The organism is Plantibacter flavus, from assembly GCF_002024505.1.
GTDB lineage: Bacteria > Actinomycetota > Actinomycetes > Actinomycetales > Microbacteriaceae > Plantibacter > Plantibacter flavus_A.
The window spans coordinates 1,005,548-1,025,046 of the sequence record NZ_CP019402.1 but is presented as its reverse complement, the minus strand read 5'-3'; the positions used below and the strand labels follow the sequence as shown (position 1 = coordinate 1,025,046).

Below are 19,499 nucleotides of genomic sequence, written 5' to 3'. Positions count from 1 at the left end.
GCTCCAGCCTACTGACCATGCCGGACAGCTGTGGGGCGACCTCGCCACGTGATACGTGCGGGTCAGACCTCGCGGGGGCCGGAGGGCTCGACCGGCGGGAGACCGAGCTTCGCGCGCTGCTCCGCCTCGACCTGCGCGTACGCCTTGCGCTCGTTGCGGTCGGACCGCAGGATGGCGCGCATGACGACCCAGAAGATGATGCCGACGACCACGGTGGGCAGCAGCGACCAGAGCGCGTTGAGCCAGTAGTCTTCGATCACCCGTCAATCGTACCGCCCTTCGACAGGCTCAGGGACCGGAGAGCCGGCTCAGAGACCGGAACGACGTGGTGGCGCGATCCCGAACGGGCGCGCACCCGGCTCAGGAGCCTCCGGCGAGAGCGCCCCACAGACCGCTGACGACGAGGTACAGGCCGATCCCGCCGACCACGATCCAGATCGTGATGCGCGCCGTCGTCGGCCCCTGCTTCTTCGGGTCCTGGTGGTCGCCGGGGTCCATCATGCTCATCGTCGCGCCTGACTGTCGGTGGTCGTGCTGCCGGGTGGCAGCTACTTGACCAGGGGGAAGAGGATCGTCTCGCGGATGCCGAGACCGGTCAGCGCCATGAGGAGACGGTCGATGCCCATCCCCATACCGCCGGACGGCGGCATCCCGAACTCGAGCGCCCGCAGGAACTCCTCGTCGAGACGCATGGCCTCGACATCGCCCTGCGCGGCGAGCTTCGCCTGCTCGATGAACCGTTCGCGCTGCACGACCGGGTCGACAAGTTCGGAGTAGCCGGTGGCGAGCTCGAAGCCGCGGACGTAGAGGTCCCACTTCTCGACGGCGCCCTCGATCGAGCGGTGGGCGCGCACGAGCGGGCTCGTGTCGACGGGGAAGTCCATGACGAAGGTCGGGCGCTCGAGGCCACCCTTGACGAAGTGCTCCCACAGCTCCTCGACGTACTTGCCGTGGATGGGGTGCGGGACCTCGACGCCTTCACGCTCGGCGAGCGCCTTGAGTTCCTCGATCGGCGTCTGCGGAGTGATCTCGACACCCGCCGCGGCCGACAGGCTCTCGAACATCGAGATGCGGTCCCACTCGCCACCGAGGTCGAACTGCGTGCCGTCGGCCCAGGTGACGACGTGGCTCCCGCTCGTCGCGAGCGCGGCGTTCTGGATGAGGGTCTGCGTGAGGTCGGCCATGGTGCCGTAGTCGCCGTAGGCCTCGTACGCCTCGAGCATGGCGAACTCGGGGCTGTGCGTGGAGTCGGCGCCCTCGTTGCGGAAGTTGCGGTTGATCTCGTAGACGTGGTCGATGCCACCGACGACGGCGCGCTTCAAGTACAGTTCGGGCGCGATGCGCAGGTAGAGCTCGGTGTCGAACGCGTTCGAGTGGGTGACGAACGGGCGGGCCGAGGCTCCACCGTGCATGACCTGGAGCATCGGCGTCTCGACCTCGACGAAGTCGCGCTCCGTGAAGGTCTGGCGGAGGCTCGCGACCGTCTTGGCCCGGTCGAGCACGTTCTTGCGCGCCTGGTCGCGGGCGATGAGGTCGAGGTACCGGCTCCGGACCCTCGTCTCCTCGTTGAGCTCGTTGTGGAGGTTCGGCAGGGGCAGGATCGCCTTCGCCGCGATGGTCCACTCGGCCACCATGATCGACAGTTCGCCGCGGCGGCTGGAGATGACCTCGCCGGAGACGAAGACGTGGTCGCCGAGGTCGACGAGCTCCTTCCAGGCCGCGAGCTGTTCGTCGCCGACGCTGGCGAGGCTCACCATCGCCTGGATGCGGCTGCCGTCGCCCGACTGGAGGCTGGCGAAGCAGAGCTTGCCGGTGTTGCGCAGGTGCACGACGCGGCCCGCGACGCCGACGGTGACGCCGGTGGCCTCATCGGGCTGGAGCTCACCGAAGCGGGCGCGCACCGCCGGGATCGTGTCGGTGATGGGGAGGGTGACGGGGTAGGCGCCACCGGCACCCGACGTCGCCTCGTCGATGAGGCGCTGGCGCTTCGCGAGCCGGACGGCCTTCTGCTCGGAGAGCTCTGCCTGCTCTGCTGCGTCGTCGATCGGCTCTGGCGTCGTGTCAGTCATGCGGTGGGATTCTCCTCGTGCGGTCACTGGAGTTTACCGGGGACCGTGCGGGCCGCGCGCACGGCCGGCTTCCTATGAACCGGCTATCGACGGCCTGACAAGGGTCTGCGAACAACCATTCGGAGGACATCGCCGGGTACCCGGGCCGTGCTTGGCTCGAAGGACAGGAGTCCCGATCGGGGGCACCGACGCCGGAAACGAACTCGAAAGGCTCGTCATGACGACGCTCTCCGACCACCAGCACACCGACCACCGCGACGCCACCACCGTCCCACCGGTCCCGGCCTCCCCCGCCGCGCCGCGCGGACAGGCGGGGATCGACGCCGGTCTCCTCCTCCTGCGCCTGGCCCTCGGCGTGGTCTTCATCGCGCACGGGCTCCAGAAGTTCCTCGTCGACTCGATCCCTGGCGTCGCCTCCGGGTTCGGCGGCATGGGGATCCCGGCTCCCGAGGTCGCGGCGGTCGTCGTCGCCGGTCTCGAGGTGGTCGGTGGCCTGCTGCTCATCGTCGGCCTCGGCACGCGCATCGTGGGAGCCCTGCTCGCGGTGACGATGGCCGTGGCGATGGTGCTCGTGCACCTGCCGGCGGGGTTCTACGCCGCCGACGGTGGCTTCGAGTACGTCATGCTGCTCGCACTCGCGTCGCTCGCGCTCACCCTCGCGGGCCCGGGCCGACTCGCCGTCGACGCGTTGATCCGTCGCCGCCGCAGCCGCTGACACGGGTCGGCTGACTCGGACCCGCCCGCCCGCCCCGACTCGGGTGGGCGGGCGGTGGTCCGTCCACCCGGCTAGAGCAGCTCGTCGACGTCGGGCGTGGTCGCACCGCGCAGGGCCTCGTCGACCGACGACCGCACGAGCGAGGACAGGAAGCCGCCGGCGTTCTCCACGCCGATGTCCTGGAGCAGACCCGTCGCCTGCTGCACGACCGCGCGGGAGAAGCTCGCGGCCGTCTCCACCGCTTCGGCGTAGGCCGCTCGATCGGCCTCGGCGATGATCACGGGCTCCGCGCCCATCTCGACCACGAGCGCCTGCCCGATCGGTTGGACCGGGGCCGGTGCGGTCACGGCGAACGACGTCTCGTGGAGCCGGGCGAGGTCGAGGCTCGTCCCGGTGAACACCATCGCGGGGTGCAATGCCAAGGGGATGGCGCCGGCCTTCGCGGCGGGAGCGAGGACTGCGGTCCCGAACCGAGCCGAGGTGTGGGCGACGAGCTGACCCGGCTGCCACGCACCGACCGCCGCGAGCCCTTCGACCAACGACGCGAGTTGCGCATCCGGTACGGCGATGACGACGAGTTCACTCCGCTCGACCACTTCGGTCGGATCGAGCACCGGGACGTCCGGCAACAGGGCGTTCGCCCGTTCGAGGCTCTCCTCCGACACCGCGGTGATGCCGACGATCGCGTGTCCGGCTCCCCCGAGCGCCGCTCCGATGACCGGGCCGACGCGACCACTCCCGATGATCCCGATGCCGAGTCTGGCGCTCCGTCGTTCCGCGCTCACGTGGTCCTCCGGTCGTGGTCGGTCGTCGGGAGCGGGACGGACGGAGTCGGCCGCTGCTCCTGCCACGGCTCGGCGTCCGGCCGCGTCGCCGACGCGGACTGCGCCGTCGGCTCATCGAGGTAGGGGGCCGTCGCCTGCGCCTCGGACGGCTGGTGCTCAGGGTCGAAACTCGCCCACCGGTGGCTGCGATCGTTCGACTGTGCGACCACGATCGCCGCCGACGCCGCGTCGAACATCCGCACCGCCTCGTCGCGGGCCATGGCCGGAAGCTTGGCGATCACCGGGCCGGGGACCGTGTGCGCGGTCGCGGAGGCGAGGTCGAGCGCGCGCAGGAGCGGCCCCTGGTCGATCCGGATGCTCTGCAGGCGTGCAAGCGGGAGGATGTGGAGTTTGCGCCAGACCACCCCCTGCCGGAACAGCAGCATCCCGTCCCGCAGGGCGTAGCCGGTACGACGCCAGGAGAACCAGTTGATCCATCGCGAGCGACGGGGCGAGCCCACGAAACCGACGCCGTCGCGTGTGGCGAGGGCCGATTGCAGGGGCGCCCAGGCGCTGCCGTCGATGCGGCCCGCGAGCATCAACTCCACGACCTGCGCGGCGTCCACGAGCGACCCGACCGGCAACACCGTGTTGCTCGTCGCACCGCGAGCGGCCTGCTCCAGCGACAGGCCGGCCTTGTTGATCCGCACCCGCCACCAGCCGAACGGCCGCCAGATGATGGGCTGCGACACCTCGATCGCGTGGATCCGGCCGGGCGGGACGGTGTCGTTGGTCGTCGAGAAGAGCCCGAAGCCGATGCGGACGCCCGAGGGGGTCGCGGCGATGCTGTAGCGCAGCGACTTCGTCACGCTCGACCAGACGAAGGCCCCGAGACTCAGCACCATGGGGACGAGCCAGAACCAGGCCCAGTCCAGGCCGTTGACGAGGAGCACGACACCGACCACGACCGAGATCAGGGCGATCACGGTGAACGGGCTGAGCAGCGTGGACCCGACCAGGCGCCCGAGCGTCAGGCGCACGACGGAGTCCGGCACCGCCTCCTCCGGGTCGAGTTCGGGCGAGATGAAGTCGTCGACGCGCTCGGTGACGAACCGGGACACCCCGCCGGCGCCGTCGGGCACCGATTGCGGCGGCAGGGTCGGGTCGGCCGGGTCGACGGCTGCTGCGGACTGCCGGCGTTCGGCGAGCTTCACCCCGCTCGCGAGCGTGAGTACGTCCCGGCGGAGGCCGTCGGCGTCGACACCGTACAGGTACTCGAGTTTGACGTTCGCGTCCTGGCCCGCGACGCTCACGTTGATGCGCGAGGCCCCGATGAGCCTGGCGAGGAGCGGCTTCTCGATAGAGACGCCCTGGATGCGGTCGAGCTTGGCTTTGCGGTTCGTGCGGAACAGGATGCCGCTGCGCACCTCCACCGCCTCGTCGGTGACCCGGAAGGTGTGCATGCGCCAGGAGAACCAGAACACGGCGATCACCACGATGAGCCCGACGGCGATCGCGAGGAGCACCCACCCGACGAAGCCGTGGTTGAGGATGTAGTCGATCGGGTCGGTCGGCTGCTCCATCCCCGGAGCGGGGATGAAGAACTCGATGAGGCGCTCGCGGAGGTTCGCGATGACGATGCCGAGGATGGCGACGAACGCGATCCCGCCGCGCAGCAACGGCGTCGCCGGGTGCAACCGGTGCCACTGCCCGTCGACGAGACTCTGTCCGGCCACCCGTGGGACGATCGCCTCGGCCGTCGGCTTCACCCGAGGACCCGTGGCCGGAGCCTCGAACCGCTCCGGCGGTCCTGCCGCCTGGTGCTCGCTCACAGTCCGGTCCGCCGGCTCTCCGCCACGGCGACCAGATGGTCGCGCAGCCCCTCGGCCTCGGCTTCCGGCAGCCCGTTGATCACCACTCCGGTCGAGGCGGAGGCGGTCACGAACTTGAGGTCGGCGAGGCCGAACGCGCGCGAGAGGGGCCCGCGGTTGATGTCGACGAGCTGCATGCGCCCGTACGGCACGGCGACGAAGCGTTGCCACATGATCCCTCGGCGGAACAACAGGTCGTCCGCGCGCAGCTGATACCCGATCGATCGGATCCGGCGCGGGATGAACGCCGCGGCGATCAGGGAGATCACGGCGAAGGCGGCGAACGGCCACCAGATCCAGGTCCAGTCCCAGACGAGCGCGACGAAGACCACGGCCGCCGTGACGAGCACGAGGCCGGCACCCTCGGAGATGAACTCGACGGCGATGAGCTTGCGACTCACGCGGCGCCACTCGGCATCGGGCAGCTCGAGCCGCTTGCCGCTCTGCTCCGCGGGACCGGCGTGGACCGTCTCCGGCGACGACAGCTCCTCCAGCGGCGTCTCGATCAGCGGCCGTTCAGCGGGCTGATCAGGTGTGGGACGGGGCTCCCCCGGGTGCGGCGTCGTCATCATCATCCTTCGGAACGGTGCAGAACCACTCGGCCACCAAGGCGGCGACGACGAGTGCGACCGATCCCACGATGGACGCGATCACCAGCCACAACGAGCCTATCGCGGGCAGGATCGGGCGGGTCAGGACGAAGAGCAGTATGCCGACCGTCGCCCCCGCCACCAGGGAGCCGGCATGGCTCGAGGCCTTCGCGAGCGCGGCGACCCGCATGGCGCGGAACGGGTCGATCCGGCGGGTGGCGCGACCGGTCGTGCTACGGCGGATCGGCCAGGACAGGGCGATGAGGATGATCGCGACCGCCACGAGCGAGACCGCGAGGGTGACGGGTGGGATGATCGACGCGCGTCCGCCGGAGACCATCGCGACTTCGACGAGGAAGCCGACGACGACGCCCACCCCGGCGAGGACGATGAGCGGTGTCGCGGTGGTGCGGGTCACGGGTGCCTGCCGTCGTCGGGGACCACGGAGCCGTCCTTGGCGGCCGCGAGGGTGTCGAGTCGGCCGACGCCGGGCAGCGTCGCTTCGGGGTCGAGGAGCAGCCAGGGCACGACGACGAACCCGCGCTCGGCGGCTCGCGGGTGCGGGACCGTCAGGCGATCGTCGTCGATCGTCTCGTCGTCGTAGGCGATGAGGTCGAGGTCGAGCGTCCGGTCGCCCCAGCGCTCCTCGCGGACGCGGCCGTGCGCGAGTTCGATCCGCTGGAGTTCGTCGAGGAGCGCGTGCGGCTGGAGGCGGGTGCGGACGGCCGCGACACCGTTGAGGTAGGCGGGAGCCGACTCGTCGACGCCGGCAGGCTTGACGGCCGCGCTCGAGACGAGCGGCGACGGGCGCACCTCGAGCACCCCGTCGACGGCGGCGAGGTCTTCCACCGCCTGTGCGATCGTCGCGCGGCGGTCCCCCAGGTTGGCCCCGATGGCCACGACGGCCCAGACGGCGCGAGGCTTCGGCGGTCCGGGCCGACGGGCGGGGTCGTGGATCGGTGTGCGCGAGACCATCAGACGGCCCGCCCGGTCGCAGTACGGTCGGCCTGGGTGCGCTCGATCGTCACCGCCACGTCCGCGAAGGGCACCGTGATGGGGGCGCTCGGTTTGTGCACGGTGACCCGGACCGCTTCCGCGCGCTCGTTCGCGAGCACCACGTCGGCGATGCGCTCGGCCACGGTCTCGATGAGATCGACCGGGTCGCGCTCGACGGCCGCCACGACCGCTTCGGCGAGCTCCCCGTAGTGCATGGTCGCGCCGAGCTCGTCGCCGCCGGCGGCCGGGCGGAGGTCCAGCGACACGGTGACGTCGATGACGAACTCCTGTCCGGCCTCGCGCTCGAAGTCGAAGACGCCGTGGTGCGCGAACGCCCGCAGGCCCGTGAGGGTGATCGAATCAGTCATCGGCTCCACCTTGCCATGCATCGAGGGTATCGAGAGCGAGTCTGGTGGCGGCGACGTCGTGGACGCGCACGCCCCAGGCTCCGGCCTGCGCGGCCAGCACGCTCACCACGGCGCTCGGCAGATCGCGCGCCTCCATCGGGGCGTCCTCGGGGAGGAGCGCTCCGATGAACCGTTTGCGGGACGCGCCCACCAGCACCGGGTACCCGAGCTCGCGCAGCAGGTCGAGTCGGGCGAGGATGCGCCAGTTGTGCTCGGCGTGCTTGGAGAACCCGAGGCCCGGATCGACGACGATCCGGCCGGGGTCGACACCCTGACCGCGGAGGGTCGTCACCCGGTCGTCGAGTTCCCGAGCGACGTCGACCGCCGCGTCGGTGTACGTTGCGCGGCTCGCCATGTCGGCCGAGTGCCCGCGCCAGTGGCTGATGACGCAGTCGAGACCGGACGCCGCCATCACGCCCGGCATCCGGTCGTCGGCGAGGCCACCGGAGACGTCGTTGATGATCGAGGCACCGGCGTCGGCCGCGGCACTGGCGGTGTCCGCGTTCATCGTGTCGATACTCACTCGCGCACCAGCGGCGGCCAACGCCGCGATGACGGGTGCGACCCGGTGCTGCTCCTCGCGGGTGTCGACCCGGGCGGCACCGGGCCGCGTCGATTCGCCGCCGACGTCGATGATGGTGGCGCCGGCCGCGATGAGCTCGAGCCCGTGGGCGACGGCGTCGTCGACGTCGAGGTACCGGCCGCCGTCGCTGAACGAGTCGGGGGTGACGTTGACGACGCCCATGATCTGGAACATGCGATCACCCCGCCTGGTCGGCGGACGCGCCGATCAGGACCATCAGCTCGGCCCGCGCGGCCGGATCGGCCAGGGCTCCACGGCTGGCGATGGTGACGGTGGTGCTCGTCAGCTGGCGCGATCCGCGCATCGAAACGCAGCCGTGCGCGGCCTGGAGCACGACGAGGACGCCGCGAGGCGCGAGCCGCTCGACGAGGGTGTCGGCGATCTGCTCGCTCAGCCGCTCCTGGACCTGCGGGCGCGAGGCGAGTGTGTCGACGAGCTTCGGCAGGGCACCGAGGCCGATGACGAGTTCGTCGGGCAGGTAGGCGATGTGCGCCGTGCCGAGGAACGGGAGCAGATGGTGCTCGCACACGGAACGGAAGGCGATGTCCCGGACGAGCACGACGTCGCTGGTCGCGCCCTCCTCGATCGGGATGGGGCGGGCCAGGTGCACGCCGGCGTCCTGGCCGACGCCGCCGAAGAACTCCGCGTACGCGTCGGCGACGCGCGAGGGGGTGTCGGAGAGGCCGTCGCGGGAGGGGTCCTCGCCGATCGCCTCGAGGATCTCGAGGACCGCTGCGGCGATCCGTTCGCGGTCCACCGACGACCGCGAGGCCGAGGCCTGATCGGGCTCGGCCTGCGCGGCTGCGACCGCGTCGTCCGCGGTGTGCTCGCCGTGGGTCATGCGGGCTAGGCGGTCGCCGGTCGCGGCTTCGTCGCGCGGGTGCGCTTGGGCTTCGCGGGAGCCTCGGGCTCGGGCTCCGAACTCACTCCACCATCGGCCGCACCGGAGTCGATGGGTGCGGTGAACGATGCGGAACCGACGGCCGAACCCGACCCGACGGGACGCTTCTTGCTGGACAGCCAGACGGGGCGCGGCGGGAGCTTCTTGACGTCCTTGAAGATCTCGGCCAGCTGGACGTGGTCGAGGGTCTCCTTCTCCATCAGCTCGGCGGCGAGGCGGTCGAGCACGGCCCGGTTGGTCGTGATGACCTGCCAGGCTTCGTCGTGTGCGGCCTCGATGAGCTCGCGGACCTGAGCGTCGACGCGCTGCGCGATCTCCTCCGAGTAGTCGCGCTGGTGGCCCATGTCGCGGCCGAGGAACATCTCGCCCGAGGACTGCCCGAGCTTGACGGCGCCGACGTCGGTGGTCATGCCGTACTCGGTGACCATCTTGCGAGCGATGCCCGTGGCTTTCTCGATGTCGTTCGACGCACCCGTGGTCGGGTCGTGGAACACGAGCTCCTCGGCGACACGGCCGCCCATCGCGTAGGCGAGCTGGTCGAGCAGCTCGTTGCGCGTGACGGAGTACTTGTCTTCGAGAGGGAGCACCATCGTGTAACCGAGGGCACGGCCGCGCGGAAGGATCGTGACCTTCGTGACGGGGTCGGTGTTGTTCATCGCCGCTGCAGCGAGCGCGTGACCGCCCTCGTGGTACGCGGTGATGAGCTTCTCCTGCTCGCGCATGACGCGCGTGCGGCGCTGCGGGCCGGCGATGACGCGGTCGATGGCCTCGTCGAGTGCGCGGTTGTCGATCAGCTGCGCGTTGGAGCGCGCCGTGAGCAGTGCGGCCTCGTTGAGGACGTTGGCGAGGTCGGCACCGGTGAAGCCGGGCGACTTGCGGGCGACGACCTCGAGGTCGACGCTCGCGGCGAGCGGCTTGCCCTTGCCGTGCACCTCGAGGATCTTCTTGCGACCGGCGAGGTCGGGGGCGTCGACGCCGATCTGGCGGTCGAAGCGGCCCGGGCGCAGCAGCGCGGGGTCGAGGATGTCGGGACGGTTGGTCGCGGCGATCAGGATGACGTTCGTCTTGACGTCGAAGCCGTCCATCTCGACGAGGAGCTGGTTGAGGGTCTGCTCGCGCTCGTCGTGACCGCCGCCCATGCCGGCGCCGCGGTGGCGACCGACGGCGTCGATCTCGTCGACGAAGATGATCGCGGGCGAGTTCTCCTTGGCCTGCTGGAAGAGGTCGCGGACGCGGCTCGCACCGACACCGACGAACATCTCGACGAAGTCGGAACCGGAGATCGAGTAGAACGGCACACCGGCTTCACCGGCGACGGCGCGGGCGAGGAGCGTCTTGCCCGTTCCAGGAGGGCCGTACAGCAGGACGCCCTTCGGGATGCGCGCGCCGACGGCCTGGAACTTCGCGGGCTCCTTGAGGAAGTCCTTGATCTCCTCGAGCTCCTCGATCGCCTCGTCGGCACCGGCGACGTCGTCGAAGGTCACCTTCGGCGACTCCTTCGAGACGAGCTTCGCCTTGGACTTGCCGAACTGCATGACCTTGTTGCCGCCACCCTGCATGCCGGAGAGCATCAGCCAGAAGAAGACACCGATGAGGAGCAGCGGGAGGAGGAGTCCGAGCATCGACAGGAGCCAGCTGGGCTGGGGCACCTTGTCGTTGTAGCCACCGGACGGGTCTGCGGCGTCGACGGCCTCGACCACGTCGGCCGCACGGGCGCCGACGTAGTAGAACTGCACCTGCTTGCCGAACTCGTCGTCGGCCTTCGTCAGCGTGAGGTCGACGCGCTGGTCGCCGTCGGTGATGACGGCCTCCTTGACCTGCCCCTTCTCGAGGAAGGCGAGACCCTCTTGCGTGGAGACCTCACGAAAGCCGTTCATGCTCATCAGGCTGATGCCGATCCAGAAGACCAGGGCGGCGATGATGAGGTACGGGATGGGACCCTTGAAGAGACGCTTGACGTTCATAAGTTGAGAGGCCGGGGCTGGCCCGTTCCCTTTCTGCAGGAGGGGTCGACGGGCGGAGCCGCGTCGCGAATCAGGCTACCCCCTCGCCGCTGGATGCCTCCCCTGTGTTTGCCGTGGGCTTAACAGGGGTGCGGTGTGAGGACGGTGGAGTGGTTCAGGCGTAGACGTGCGGGGCGAGGACGCCGACGTCGCGGAGGTTGCGGTACTTCTCGTCGAAGTCGAGGCCGTACCCGACGACGAAGTCGTTCGGGATGTCGAAACCGACGTACTTGCACTCGACGTGCACCTTGGCGGCCTCGGGCTTGCGGAGGAGCGCGCAGACCTCGATGGACGCGGCTCCTCGCGAGGCGAAGTTCTCGAGCAGCCAGGAGAGGGTGAGGCCGGAGTCGATGATGTCCTCGACGATCAGGACGTGGCGGCCGGTGAGGTCCGCGTCGAGGTCTTTGCGGATCTGGACGACACCGCTCGACTTCGTGCCGGCGCCGTACGAGCTGACGGCCATCCAGTCCATCGAGAGCGGGATGCGGAGTTCGCGCGCGAGGTCGGCCATGACCATGACCGCACCCTTCAGGACGCCGACGAGCAGGACGTCCTTCCCGGCGTAGTCGGTCTCGATCTGCCGGGCGAGTTCGGCGAGCTTGTCGCGGATCTCCTGCTCGGTGACGAGGATGGTCGTGAGGTCGTCGGAAATGTCGCTCTGCTCCATGCGTCGAGTGTATGCGAGATGACCGGGACGCCCGTGCGCCTCCTGCTCGGAGAGCCCGTTGGTCAGCGGGCCGCGAAGACGATGCGTCCCGCGTGCCGGGACGCCGTCAGGCCTGGCAGGTCGATCGGCCCCTGGCCCGCCCAATCGGTGACGAGCCGCGCGACCTCGATCGTCTGCGACCTCGTGAGCGAGACGCCGAACTCGCTCTGCACGATGTACCGGATGATGCGCTGGCGGAGCGCCGCCGGATTGGCGGCGAGTGCCCCGGCGCTGACGGAGATCCCGGCCTCGGCGTGCTCGACGAGCTCCTCGATGGTCTCCTCGATCATCTCCTCGAACGCTTCCGCGTCCTCGCGAGCGGCGTCGGCGGTGCGGGCGAGGGCTTCAGCGATCCCCGGCCCGAGCTCCGTCTCGAGCACCGGCAGGACCCGTTCCCGGACCCGGACCCGCGCGTAGGCGTCGTCGGTGTTGTGCGGGTCGTGCCACGGTTCGAGTCCTTCGGCCGCGCACGCCTCGCGGGTCTGGGAGCGTCGGATCCCGAGCAGCGGCCGGAGGAGTGCACCGGAGACGGGCGCCATGCCCTGGAGGCTACCCGTGCCCGACCCGCGAGCGAGGCCGAGGAGCACGGTCTCCGCCTGGTCGTCGAGGGTGTGCGCGAGCAGCACCAGGGACGCACCGACCTCGACCCGGGCGGCGTCGAGCGCGGTGTACCGGGCCGCCCGTGCCGCGGCCTCCGGTCCACCCTCGGAGCCCACCTCGACGACGCGGACGAGGACGGGGTCGAGCCCGAGGGCACGCGCCTGGTCCGCGGCACGCGCCGCGACGTCGGCCGAGCCCGGTTGCAATCCGTGGTCGACGATCACGGCGCCGGCCCGCAGACCGACCTTTCCGGCTTCGAACGCGGTCGCGGCGGCGAGCGCGAGCGAGTCGGCACCGCCGCTCAGCGCGACGAGCAGGTCGGCACCGGCGACGTCACGCGACGCCGCTGGCGCCGTGCCCGCGAGCGCATCGCGCACCGCCTTCCGCAGGGCGGCGACGGACGGGTGGAGCGGGGGTCGGACGTCGTTCACGCGGACCACGCTATTGCACCGCGCCGAGCGCCTCCCCACGCCGTTCGCTCCGGGACGCATCGGTTATGGTTGGTCCTCGTCGGCGACCGCGCCGACTCCACGTCATCCAACCGCGCAAGGAGCAGGCTTATGGCCGAGTACGACGCCGTCATCGAGATCCCGCGGGGCAGCCGCAACAAGTACGAGATCGACCACGAGACCGGTCGGGTCTTCCTGGACCGCGTCCTGTTCACGAGCTTCGTCTACCCCGCCGACTACGGCTTCTTCGAGAACACCCTCGGCGAGGACGGCGACCCGGTCGACGTCCTGGTCCTGCTCGACTTCCCGACCTTCCCGGGCGTCGGCATCAAGGTCCGCCCCGTCGGTGTGCTGCACATGACGGACGACGGCGGCGGCGACGACAAGGTCATCGCCGTGCAGTACAAGGACCCGCGCTGGTCGCACATCCAGGACCTGAACGACATCCCGCAGGCGACGCGCGACGAGATCGAGCACTTCTTCGTCCACTACAAGGACACCGAGCCCGGCAAGTGGGCGCGGATCGACGGCTGGGGCGACGCCGCCGCGGCCGAGAAGATCATCCTCGCGGGCTTCGACAAGCTCAAGGCGGAGGGGCACTGACCCCCTGCGGACCTCCGCACACCGCATGACGAAGCGGCCGACACCCTCGGGTGCCGGCCGCTTCGTCGTGCGGGTCGCTGCGCTCGATCAGCCGAGCGGCGCCCCGCGGTCGGCCATGAACGGCTGCGCGTCGATCGCGCTGCCGTTGATGCGGACCTCGAAGTGCAGGTGGCAGCCGGTCGAAGCGCCGGTCGTGCCGACGTAGGCGATGACCTGTCCGGCGGAGACCTGGTAGCCGACGCCGACCTGGATGCCGCCGTTCACGATGTGCGCGTAGCCGGTCGAGACGCCGGAGCCGTGGTCGATGAGGATGAAGTTGCCGTAGGTGCCGTACCAACCGGCGTAGGTCACGGTGCCGGAGGTAGCCGCGTAGATCGGGATCCCGCAGCCGCCCGCGATGTCGGTGCCGCGGTGGAAGCTGCCCGAGCTGCCGCCGCCCGTGGAGATCGGATCGCGGTAACCGTAGGTGCCCGAGATGCTGCCGGAGGCCGGGATCGCCCAGCCCTGGCTGCTGAGCTGACCGCCGTCGGCGCTCTCGCCACGCGCGGCCGCTGCCGCAGCCTCGGCGGCCTTCCTCGCCGCCTCGCCCGCCTCGAACTCCTTGACCGTCTTCGCCGTCGTGTCCTGCAACGCGGTCAGCTGCGCGTTGAGCGTGACGATCAGCTCCTGGTTCTTCTCGAGCTTCGCCGCCGCCGCGGACGCAGCCGCCTGGGCCGCCTCCATGGCCGTCTGAGCCGCCTGTCGGAGCGATTCACGCTCGTCGCGGGCGACACCGGCCTGCTCACCGAGCGCAGCCGCGGTGTTGCGTGCGGCGACCGCCTGCTCGTAGACGCCGTTGCTGTGCTCGGCGACCTGGTTCATGTTGCCGAGCTTCGACAACAGGTCGGTCGCGCCCTTGCTCTCGCCGTCGAGGAAGAGGCTCAGGCTGAGGTCGGCGCCGCCGGACCGGTAGAGCTGCGAGGCGACCCGACCGGCCTGCTTCGTGGCGGTGTCGGCCTCGGTCGTCTTGGCGTCGGCCTGCGACTGGATCGCGGTGGCCCGGGCGTCCGCCTCGAAGAAGGCCTCCTCAGCGGCCTGGAACTCCGTGCCGCGTTTCTCGGCCTCGTCCTGGGCGACCTGCAGTTCGTCCTGCAGCTGGACGATGAAGTTCTTGATGTTCGTGACTTCGGCGGCCTTGGCGGCCTCGTTGCCCTTCGCCGCCTGGACGTCGTCCCACGAGGGGTAGTCGGCTGCCGACGCCGGACCGGCGACGCCGAACGAGCCGACGATCGCGAGCGACATGACGATGGCGGCGGTGAGGCGTCCTCGCCACCGCACGGATGACGCCGATCCGGCGTTGGTCGTCCGGCTTCGGCGCCAAGCGCCGGCAAGCTTCTTGCTCATGAAGTAGGGGCCCATCTCGGTTCGCTGCAGTCACATCGGTCACATCGGTACCACTGTCCACGCTAGCCCGACGGGGGTCGGGACCGGTCGCGGACACTCCCGTCGGCCGCGGCATCCGGGAGTGGTCCACGCCAGAGGCTAACCCCGGCCGGGGGCCGTGCAGTGGTCATTCGGCGCCTGTCGCCACATCCGGCATGGAGTGCCGACCGCAGCTCCGCGAACCCGATTTTGGATTCGGCGGTTTCATCCGTATGCTTGTCGCTCGGTAGTCATGAAGCTTCAGGGCTTCGCGGCCCTATCGTTTAGCGGCCTAGGACACCGCCCTTTCACGGCGGCAGCACGGGTTCGAATCCCGTTGGGGTCACCACCGACTACTGGAAAAACAGCCGCACAGATTCAGGTATAGTGAGTCTGCGCGACTGCGAGAAGCACCGAGGAACACCAGCATCACCGCAGTTCGTATCACCAGCAATTCAACATGTATGGCCCTGTAGCGCAGTTGGTTAGCGTGCCGCCCTGTCACGGCGGAGGTCGCGGGTTCAAGTCCCGTCAGGGTCGCAAAAGGTCGGAAGCCCTCTCGCAAGGGAGGGCTTCTGCTTTTGAGACATCGTCGCCGTTCGTGCAGCTGATGTACTCGGCTCTGTAGCTCAGTTGGTAGAGCGCACGACTGAAAATCGTGAGGTCACGGGATCGACGCCCGTCGGAGCCACGGAACCCCCACCTAGCTTCTACATGGTGGGGGTTCTTTTTTTGCCCGGGTACCCGACGCCGGACCGCATGCCCCGCCCGAGTTGCCACTCCCCTGCCAGGACGGCCAGACTCGCAGCGTGGAATCGAGACCGGCACACCGAGCGACCGACCAGGTACCGCGGGCGACGTCCCGAAGCGCGTTCTGGATAGCAGCCTCCGTGCTCGCAGTCATGCTCGGCACGTCACTCGTCGCCTGCTCGGACACGAGGTACGGATTGCCGCGCGATGCAGCCGTCGGCACCTGGCGCAGCGGGGACACCCGGCTCGAGCTCGCCGACGACGGAACGTTCGAGGCCACTGCCTGGCCCTCGCAGGTTCAGTGCAGCCGTGACGACGACCCCCGTGCGGTCGAGCCGATCGACTTCTCCGGGACCTGGATGGTGGACAACGAGGGAACCAATCGCGACCTGATCCTGGAGCCCGGTGGCGGTGCATGCGATACGTCCCGGATCACCTCCGACGTCCGGAGCGACGATGATCTCGCACGTCTCTGCGTCCACGCCCGCGGGTCCTTGTCCGGTCCGGCCGAGAACTTCTTCACCCTGTATCAGGGCGATCCTCCGGAGACCGAGGATCCGGATCGCTGCCTGAACTACTAGCGCACCCGGGATGGGCCAGCCTCCTCTGCTCCCTGAGCGCCCCCTCCCGGTCCCTGAGCAACGAGGAGCCTCCGCACCTCGACGAGCTCAGTGACCGGAAAGCACGCTCGGCGAAGTTCGACCCCTGAGCCTGCCGAAGGGCACACGCGCGACCTCCCGAGTCCGGCACCCTTCCCCGGTCCCTGAGCCTGTCGAAAGACACACGACGAAGCTCACGAATCCGGCGCTGTTCCCACGGTCCCTGAGCTTGTCGAAGGGCACACGAGCGACAGCCACAACCGGTGCGACTCGGCATCTGGAATGTCAGTGGTCCATGGTGGACTTGTCCCATGACCGAGACCACCCTCACCGCGACCCGCGTCGGCGACGACTACGCCGCGCAACTCGCGGAGTTCTCGGACGAATACGCAGAGATCCAACGGCTGCGGGCAGCCCTCGACGCGCGTGAGGCCCGGCTCCTCGCCCGCTCCGCCGCCTACGCCGACGCTTTCGCAGACGCCACGGTCCCGGCGATCTTCCCGCCGGCGGAACGCCAGGCGCTCTCGCGCCGTTCGACCTGCGCGGCGCTCGCGATGGCGACCCGCACGCCCGAGCGGACCGTGCAGCGTGCGAGCAACGACGCGGAACGCCTCGTGAACGAAGCGCCGGCCGTGCTCGCCTCGCTCGAGGCAGGGCGTATCTCGGCGCGGCATGCGCAGACGATCATCGACCAACTCAGTGATGTGCCGACCGCCGGGCGGGCGGTGTTCCTCGCCGAGGTCCTGCCGGTTGCAGAAGAGTCCACCAACGCGAACCTCCGCAGGCGCGCCCGCGTCCTGCGCGAGCGGCTCCACCCCGAGTCGATCACCGCCCGAGCGATCCGCTCCGAGGCCGACCGCCGGGTCGAGTTCGAACCCGCAGCGGACGGGATGGCGTGGGTGCACCTGTTCACCACGGCCCCGATCGCCCAGGGCGTCATCGAGCGGGTTGAGGCCGCGGCGGCTGAGTCGCGCGCCGCCGGCGACACCCGCACCTGCGGACAACTGCAGGCCGACGCTCTCGCCGCCCTCGCGCTCACCGGCGTCACACCGGACGACGTCGTGTCGAGCCCGGTCCTCCCGCACCCGCTTGAGGTCCAGGAACACATCAAACCGACTGTGCAGATCACGGTCCCGGCGCTGAGCATGGCCGGCATGAGCGATGCCCCAGCCACGCTCGACGGCTACGGGCCCATCGACCCCGAGACCGCCGCACGTATCGCGGTGAACGCACCGAGCTTCACCCGGATCCTGGTCCAGCCGGAAACGGGATCCGTGCTGTCCGTCGGGCGGAACCAGTACCGGGTTCCCGCCGACCTCCAACGCGCGGTGCGCCTCCGGGACGGCACCTGTCGGGCACCGGGCTGCGGCAGACGCGCCAGAGCCTGCGACCTCGACCATTCCGTCGCCTGGGACGACGGAGGCACCACAGATGTCGACAATCTCGCCTGCCTGTGTCGACATCACCATCGGATGAAGCACCTGCCGCGTTGGAATCTCGACCATGGGCCCGGTGGGGTGCTCGAGTGGACGACACCCGATGGGAAGCATCACCGGACAAAGCCCGACCCGGCGCCGTTCTGACCCTGCCGACGACGGGTTTCTCGTGGGCACTTCGACAGGCTCAGTAACCGGGGTGGACTCGCTCAGTGAGCGGGAAAAGTCCACCGGAGACGACTCGGTCCCTGAGCCTGTCGAAGGGCAGTCCGGTCGAGCCAGATCGATGCACGTGAGGACGTCCGCCGGCTCACATCGTGCACCTCCGTCCGCAAGCCCCAGACATCCGGGGCCGATCGGGACAGACTGGTGACATGAGTTCTGCAGACGATCGCACCACCGACGGCCCCGACGACGCCCACCGAGTCCCCGAAGGGGTCGACGACGCCACCGTGGAAGCGGTCGGCAAAGTGACCGAGGCGCTCGAAGTCGTCGAGCAGGCGCGCGGCATGCTCTACGGCTTCCATCGCCTGACGGGTAAAGCGGACCTCGCGCTCGGCGAAGCCGCGGACGCCCTCCGCGAAGCCGGACACGACGCCCTCGCCGACCGGATCGACACCGAGCTGGTCGGACGCAACGTCATCGACGGACGCTGGACGTTCCAGATCGTCGAGGACTACGACGGTAACTATTGGGAGCCGTTCCGCACGCTCGAGGCGGAGGTCCGCAACGAGTTGGCCGGCGGCCGACGCCACCTCGCGGAAGCCGCGATGAAGGAGGACCGCCGCACGCACGGCGCGCCCCACCACGAAGCCACACCGCCGACGGTCTGAGGCCGCGCGGCAGCAGGGCCGCGTGCCGTTAGGCTCGATCCGATGACCGATGCACCCGTTTCCCGGACCAAGTTCTCCCGCCAACGGGTGATCGTCGGAGCCGCCGAGTTCGCCGACACGCACGGAGCCGACGCCCTCACACTCGCCGCCCTGGCCCGCGAGCTCGACACCTCGGCACCGGCCCTCCTCAAACACGTCCGCAGCACCGAGGACCTCCGCGCCGCCGTCGCCCAGCTCGCCCTCGCCCAACTGGCCAGCGGGCTCGACATCGCGACGACCAGCCTGAGCGGGACCCCCGCCCTCACCGCGCTGGCGGACGGGTACAGGCGCTTCGCCCTCGCCTATCCCGGTCGGTACACCCTCGCGTTCTCGATCGAGGACGTCCGTGCCGACACCGGCGAGCCGGCCGACCGCGAGCTCGTGATGCTCGTCGAACGCGTACTCGCGGGGCGCGGTCTCGACAGCGTGGCGATGACGGACGCCGGACGCATCGTCCGGGCGGCCCTCCACGGCTTCGTGTCACTCGAGCTCGTCGGCGGCTTCACCCGCGGCGCCGACCCCGCCACCAGCTACGCTGCCCTCGTGGAGCTGCTCGACCATTCGTCCGCACTCGGCTCACGCCACCCCCAGGAGACGCCATGACCATCACGACCACCACCCCCACCGTCCTCTTCGTCTGCGTGCACAACGCCGGTCGCTCCCAGATCGCAGCCGGCTACCTCGGTGCCCTCGCCGGTGACCGGGTCGAGGTGCTGTCGGCCGGGAGCGAGCCGAAGGACCGGATCAACACCGTGGCGGTGGAGGCGATGGCCGAGCACGGCATCGACATCACCGCGGCCGTGCCCCGCATCCTCACGACCGACGCCGTCCGGGCGTCCGACGCGGTCATCACGATGGGCTGCGGCGACGCCTGCCCGATCTTCCCCGGCAAGCGCTACGAGGACTGGGAACTCGAGGATCCGGCCGGGCAAGGCATCGAGGCCGTCCGCCGCATCCGCGACGACATCGAGGAGCGGATCGCAGCACTGTTCGTCGAACTCGTGCCCGCCGAGGCATCCGAGTTCCCGGCCACCATCGGCTCGGTCGCCCACGAAGCACTCAGCGCGCACGGCTTCACCCGGTTCGAGCAGCTCACGAGGGTCTCCCCCGCCGCCCTGCTCCGCATCCACGGCGTCGGCCCGAAGGCCGTCGACCTCCTGACCGCAGAACTCACGGCCCGCTCA

At 69.9% G+C, this 19,499-nt stretch carries 21 protein-coding genes, 3 tRNA genes and 1 pseudogene; 10 read left to right on the top strand and 15 right to left on the bottom strand.

The window, feature by feature from the left end:
* Positions 1-62: 62 nt before the first annotated feature.
* From BWO91_RS04825 to lysS, 3 genes are all read right to left on the bottom strand, one after another.
* The gene (locus BWO91_RS04825; protein WP_213014309.1) at positions 63-260 is read right to left on the bottom strand and encodes a hypothetical protein; all 198 of its coding nucleotides are present in this window, start codon (positions 258-260) and stop codon (positions 63-65) included.
* 100 nt (positions 261-360) lie between these two features.
* Positions 361-507, bottom strand: coding sequence for a hypothetical protein (locus BWO91_RS19600; protein WP_153303387.1), 147 nt, complete (start codon positions 505-507; stop codon positions 361-363).
* Between the two features lie 41 nt (positions 508-548).
* The gene (gene lysS, locus BWO91_RS04820; protein ID WP_079001587.1) at positions 549-2,069 is read right to left on the bottom strand and encodes a lysine--tRNA ligase; all 1,521 of its coding nucleotides are present in this window, start codon (positions 2,067-2,069) and stop codon (positions 549-551) included.
* A 217-nt stretch (positions 2,070-2,286) separates the two neighbouring features.
* Here lysS and BWO91_RS04815 point away from each other — a divergent pair, with 217 nt between their 5' ends.
* Complete coding sequence (locus BWO91_RS04815; protein WP_079001585.1) at positions 2,287-2,784, top strand: DoxX family protein; 498 nt, start codon at positions 2,287-2,289, stop codon at positions 2,782-2,784.
* A 71-nt stretch (positions 2,785-2,855) separates the two neighbouring features.
* Here BWO91_RS04815 and BWO91_RS04810 read toward each other — a convergent pair whose 3' ends face one another.
* From BWO91_RS04810 to tilS, 11 genes are all read right to left on the bottom strand, one after another.
* Positions 2,856-3,569 (bottom strand): Rossmann-like and DUF2520 domain-containing protein, encoded by a 714-nt coding sequence (locus tag BWO91_RS04810; RefSeq protein WP_064294399.1) that lies wholly within the window; start codon positions 3,567-3,569, stop codon positions 2,856-2,858.
* Positions 3,566-5,380: a PH domain-containing protein gene (locus tag BWO91_RS04805; protein ID WP_079001583.1), complete on the bottom strand. Its 1,815-nt coding sequence runs from the start codon at positions 5,378-5,380 to the stop codon at positions 3,566-3,568. The genes BWO91_RS04810 and BWO91_RS04805 overlap by 4 nt, the downstream gene beginning before the upstream one ends.
* Positions 5,377-5,988, bottom strand: coding sequence for a PH domain-containing protein (locus BWO91_RS04800; protein ID WP_079001582.1), 612 nt, complete (start codon positions 5,986-5,988; stop codon positions 5,377-5,379). Before BWO91_RS04800 ends, BWO91_RS04805 begins: the two co-directional genes overlap by 4 nt.
* Positions 5,948-6,427, bottom strand: coding sequence for a DUF3180 domain-containing protein (locus tag BWO91_RS04795; RefSeq protein WP_079001580.1), 480 nt, complete (start codon positions 6,425-6,427; stop codon positions 5,948-5,950). The genes BWO91_RS04800 and BWO91_RS04795 overlap by 41 nt, the downstream gene beginning before the upstream one ends.
* Positions 6,424-6,984: a 2-amino-4-hydroxy-6-hydroxymethyldihydropteridine diphosphokinase gene (gene folK, locus BWO91_RS04790; RefSeq protein WP_079001578.1), complete on the bottom strand. Its 561-nt coding sequence runs from the start codon at positions 6,982-6,984 to the stop codon at positions 6,424-6,426. Before folK ends, BWO91_RS04795 begins: the two co-directional genes overlap by 4 nt.
* Positions 6,984-7,373, bottom strand: coding sequence for a dihydroneopterin aldolase (gene folB, locus BWO91_RS04785; protein ID WP_079003845.1), 390 nt, complete (start codon positions 7,371-7,373; stop codon positions 6,984-6,986). Before folB ends, folK begins: the two co-directional genes overlap by 1 nt.
* Positions 7,366-8,169: a dihydropteroate synthase gene (folP, locus tag BWO91_RS04780; RefSeq protein ID WP_079001576.1), complete on the bottom strand. Its 804-nt coding sequence runs from the start codon at positions 8,167-8,169 to the stop codon at positions 7,366-7,368. Before folP ends, folB begins: the two co-directional genes overlap by 8 nt.
* A gap of 4 nt (positions 8,170-8,173) precedes the next feature.
* Positions 8,174-8,836: a GTP cyclohydrolase I FolE gene (gene folE, locus BWO91_RS04775; RefSeq protein WP_079001574.1), complete on the bottom strand. Its 663-nt coding sequence runs from the start codon at positions 8,834-8,836 to the stop codon at positions 8,174-8,176.
* Between the two features lie 5 nt (positions 8,837-8,841).
* The gene (gene ftsH, locus BWO91_RS04770; protein WP_064294333.1) at positions 8,842-10,860 is read right to left on the bottom strand and encodes an ATP-dependent zinc metalloprotease FtsH; all 2,019 of its coding nucleotides are present in this window, start codon (positions 10,858-10,860) and stop codon (positions 8,842-8,844) included.
* Positions 10,861-11,014: 154 nt separating this feature from the next.
* Entirely contained in the window at positions 11,015-11,566 is a 552-nt protein-coding gene (hpt, locus tag BWO91_RS04765; protein WP_064294334.1) for a hypoxanthine phosphoribosyltransferase, read from the bottom strand.
* A 62-nt stretch (positions 11,567-11,628) separates the two neighbouring features.
* Positions 11,629-12,636 carry a tRNA lysidine(34) synthetase TilS gene (gene tilS / locus BWO91_RS04760; protein WP_240555684.1) on the bottom strand — a complete coding sequence of 336 codons (1,008 nt, stop codon included), beginning with the start codon at positions 12,634-12,636 and terminating at the stop codon, positions 11,629-11,631.
* A 129-nt stretch (positions 12,637-12,765) separates the two neighbouring features.
* On the opposite strand from tilS, the gene BWO91_RS04755 reads away from it, so the two are divergent.
* Complete coding sequence (locus BWO91_RS04755) at positions 12,766-13,257, top strand: inorganic diphosphatase (RefSeq protein WP_064294335.1); 492 nt, start codon at positions 12,766-12,768, stop codon at positions 13,255-13,257.
* A gap of 87 nt (positions 13,258-13,344) precedes the next feature.
* Here the strand turns inward: BWO91_RS04755 and BWO91_RS04750 are convergent, their stop codons facing one another.
* Positions 13,345-14,640 (bottom strand): M23 family metallopeptidase, encoded by a 1,296-nt coding sequence (locus tag BWO91_RS04750; RefSeq protein ID WP_079003844.1) that lies wholly within the window; start codon positions 14,638-14,640, stop codon positions 13,345-13,347.
* A gap of 291 nt (positions 14,641-14,931) precedes the next feature.
* On the opposite strand from BWO91_RS04750, the gene BWO91_RS04745 reads away from it, so the two are divergent.
* From BWO91_RS04745 to BWO91_RS04710, 8 genes and pseudogenes are all read left to right on the top strand, one after another.
* Positions 14,932-15,007 (top strand) — tRNA-Glu (locus tag BWO91_RS04745).
* 117 nt (positions 15,008-15,124) lie between these two features.
* Positions 15,125-15,198 (top strand) — tRNA-Asp (locus BWO91_RS04740).
* Positions 15,199-15,276: 78 nt separating this feature from the next.
* A tRNA-Phe gene (locus BWO91_RS04735) sits at positions 15,277-15,349 on the top strand.
* A 256-nt stretch (positions 15,350-15,605) separates the two neighbouring features.
* Positions 15,606-15,989, top strand: coding sequence for a hypothetical protein (locus BWO91_RS04730; protein WP_205847576.1), 384 nt, complete (start codon positions 15,606-15,608; stop codon positions 15,987-15,989).
* A gap of 329 nt (positions 15,990-16,318) precedes the next feature.
* On the top strand, positions 16,319-17,590 hold the full coding sequence (locus BWO91_RS04725; protein ID WP_079001568.1) for an HNH endonuclease signature motif containing protein: 1,272 nt from the start codon (positions 16,319-16,321) through the stop codon (positions 17,588-17,590).
* A 227-nt stretch (positions 17,591-17,817) separates the two neighbouring features.
* The gene (locus tag BWO91_RS04720; RefSeq protein WP_079001566.1) at positions 17,818-18,276 is read left to right on the top strand and encodes a hypothetical protein; all 459 of its coding nucleotides are present in this window, start codon (positions 17,818-17,820) and stop codon (positions 18,274-18,276) included.
* A gap of 42 nt (positions 18,277-18,318) precedes the next feature.
* On the top strand, positions 18,319-18,918 hold the full coding sequence (locus BWO91_RS04715; RefSeq protein ID WP_079001564.1) for a TetR-like C-terminal domain-containing protein: 600 nt from the start codon (positions 18,319-18,321) through the stop codon (positions 18,916-18,918).
* Positions 18,915-19,322: pseudogene (locus BWO91_RS04710) on the top strand (arsenate reductase ArsC); the annotation flags it as partial. The gene BWO91_RS04715 and the pseudogene BWO91_RS04710, both read left to right, overlap by 4 nt.
* Between the last annotated feature and the right edge of the window lie 177 nt (positions 19,323-19,499).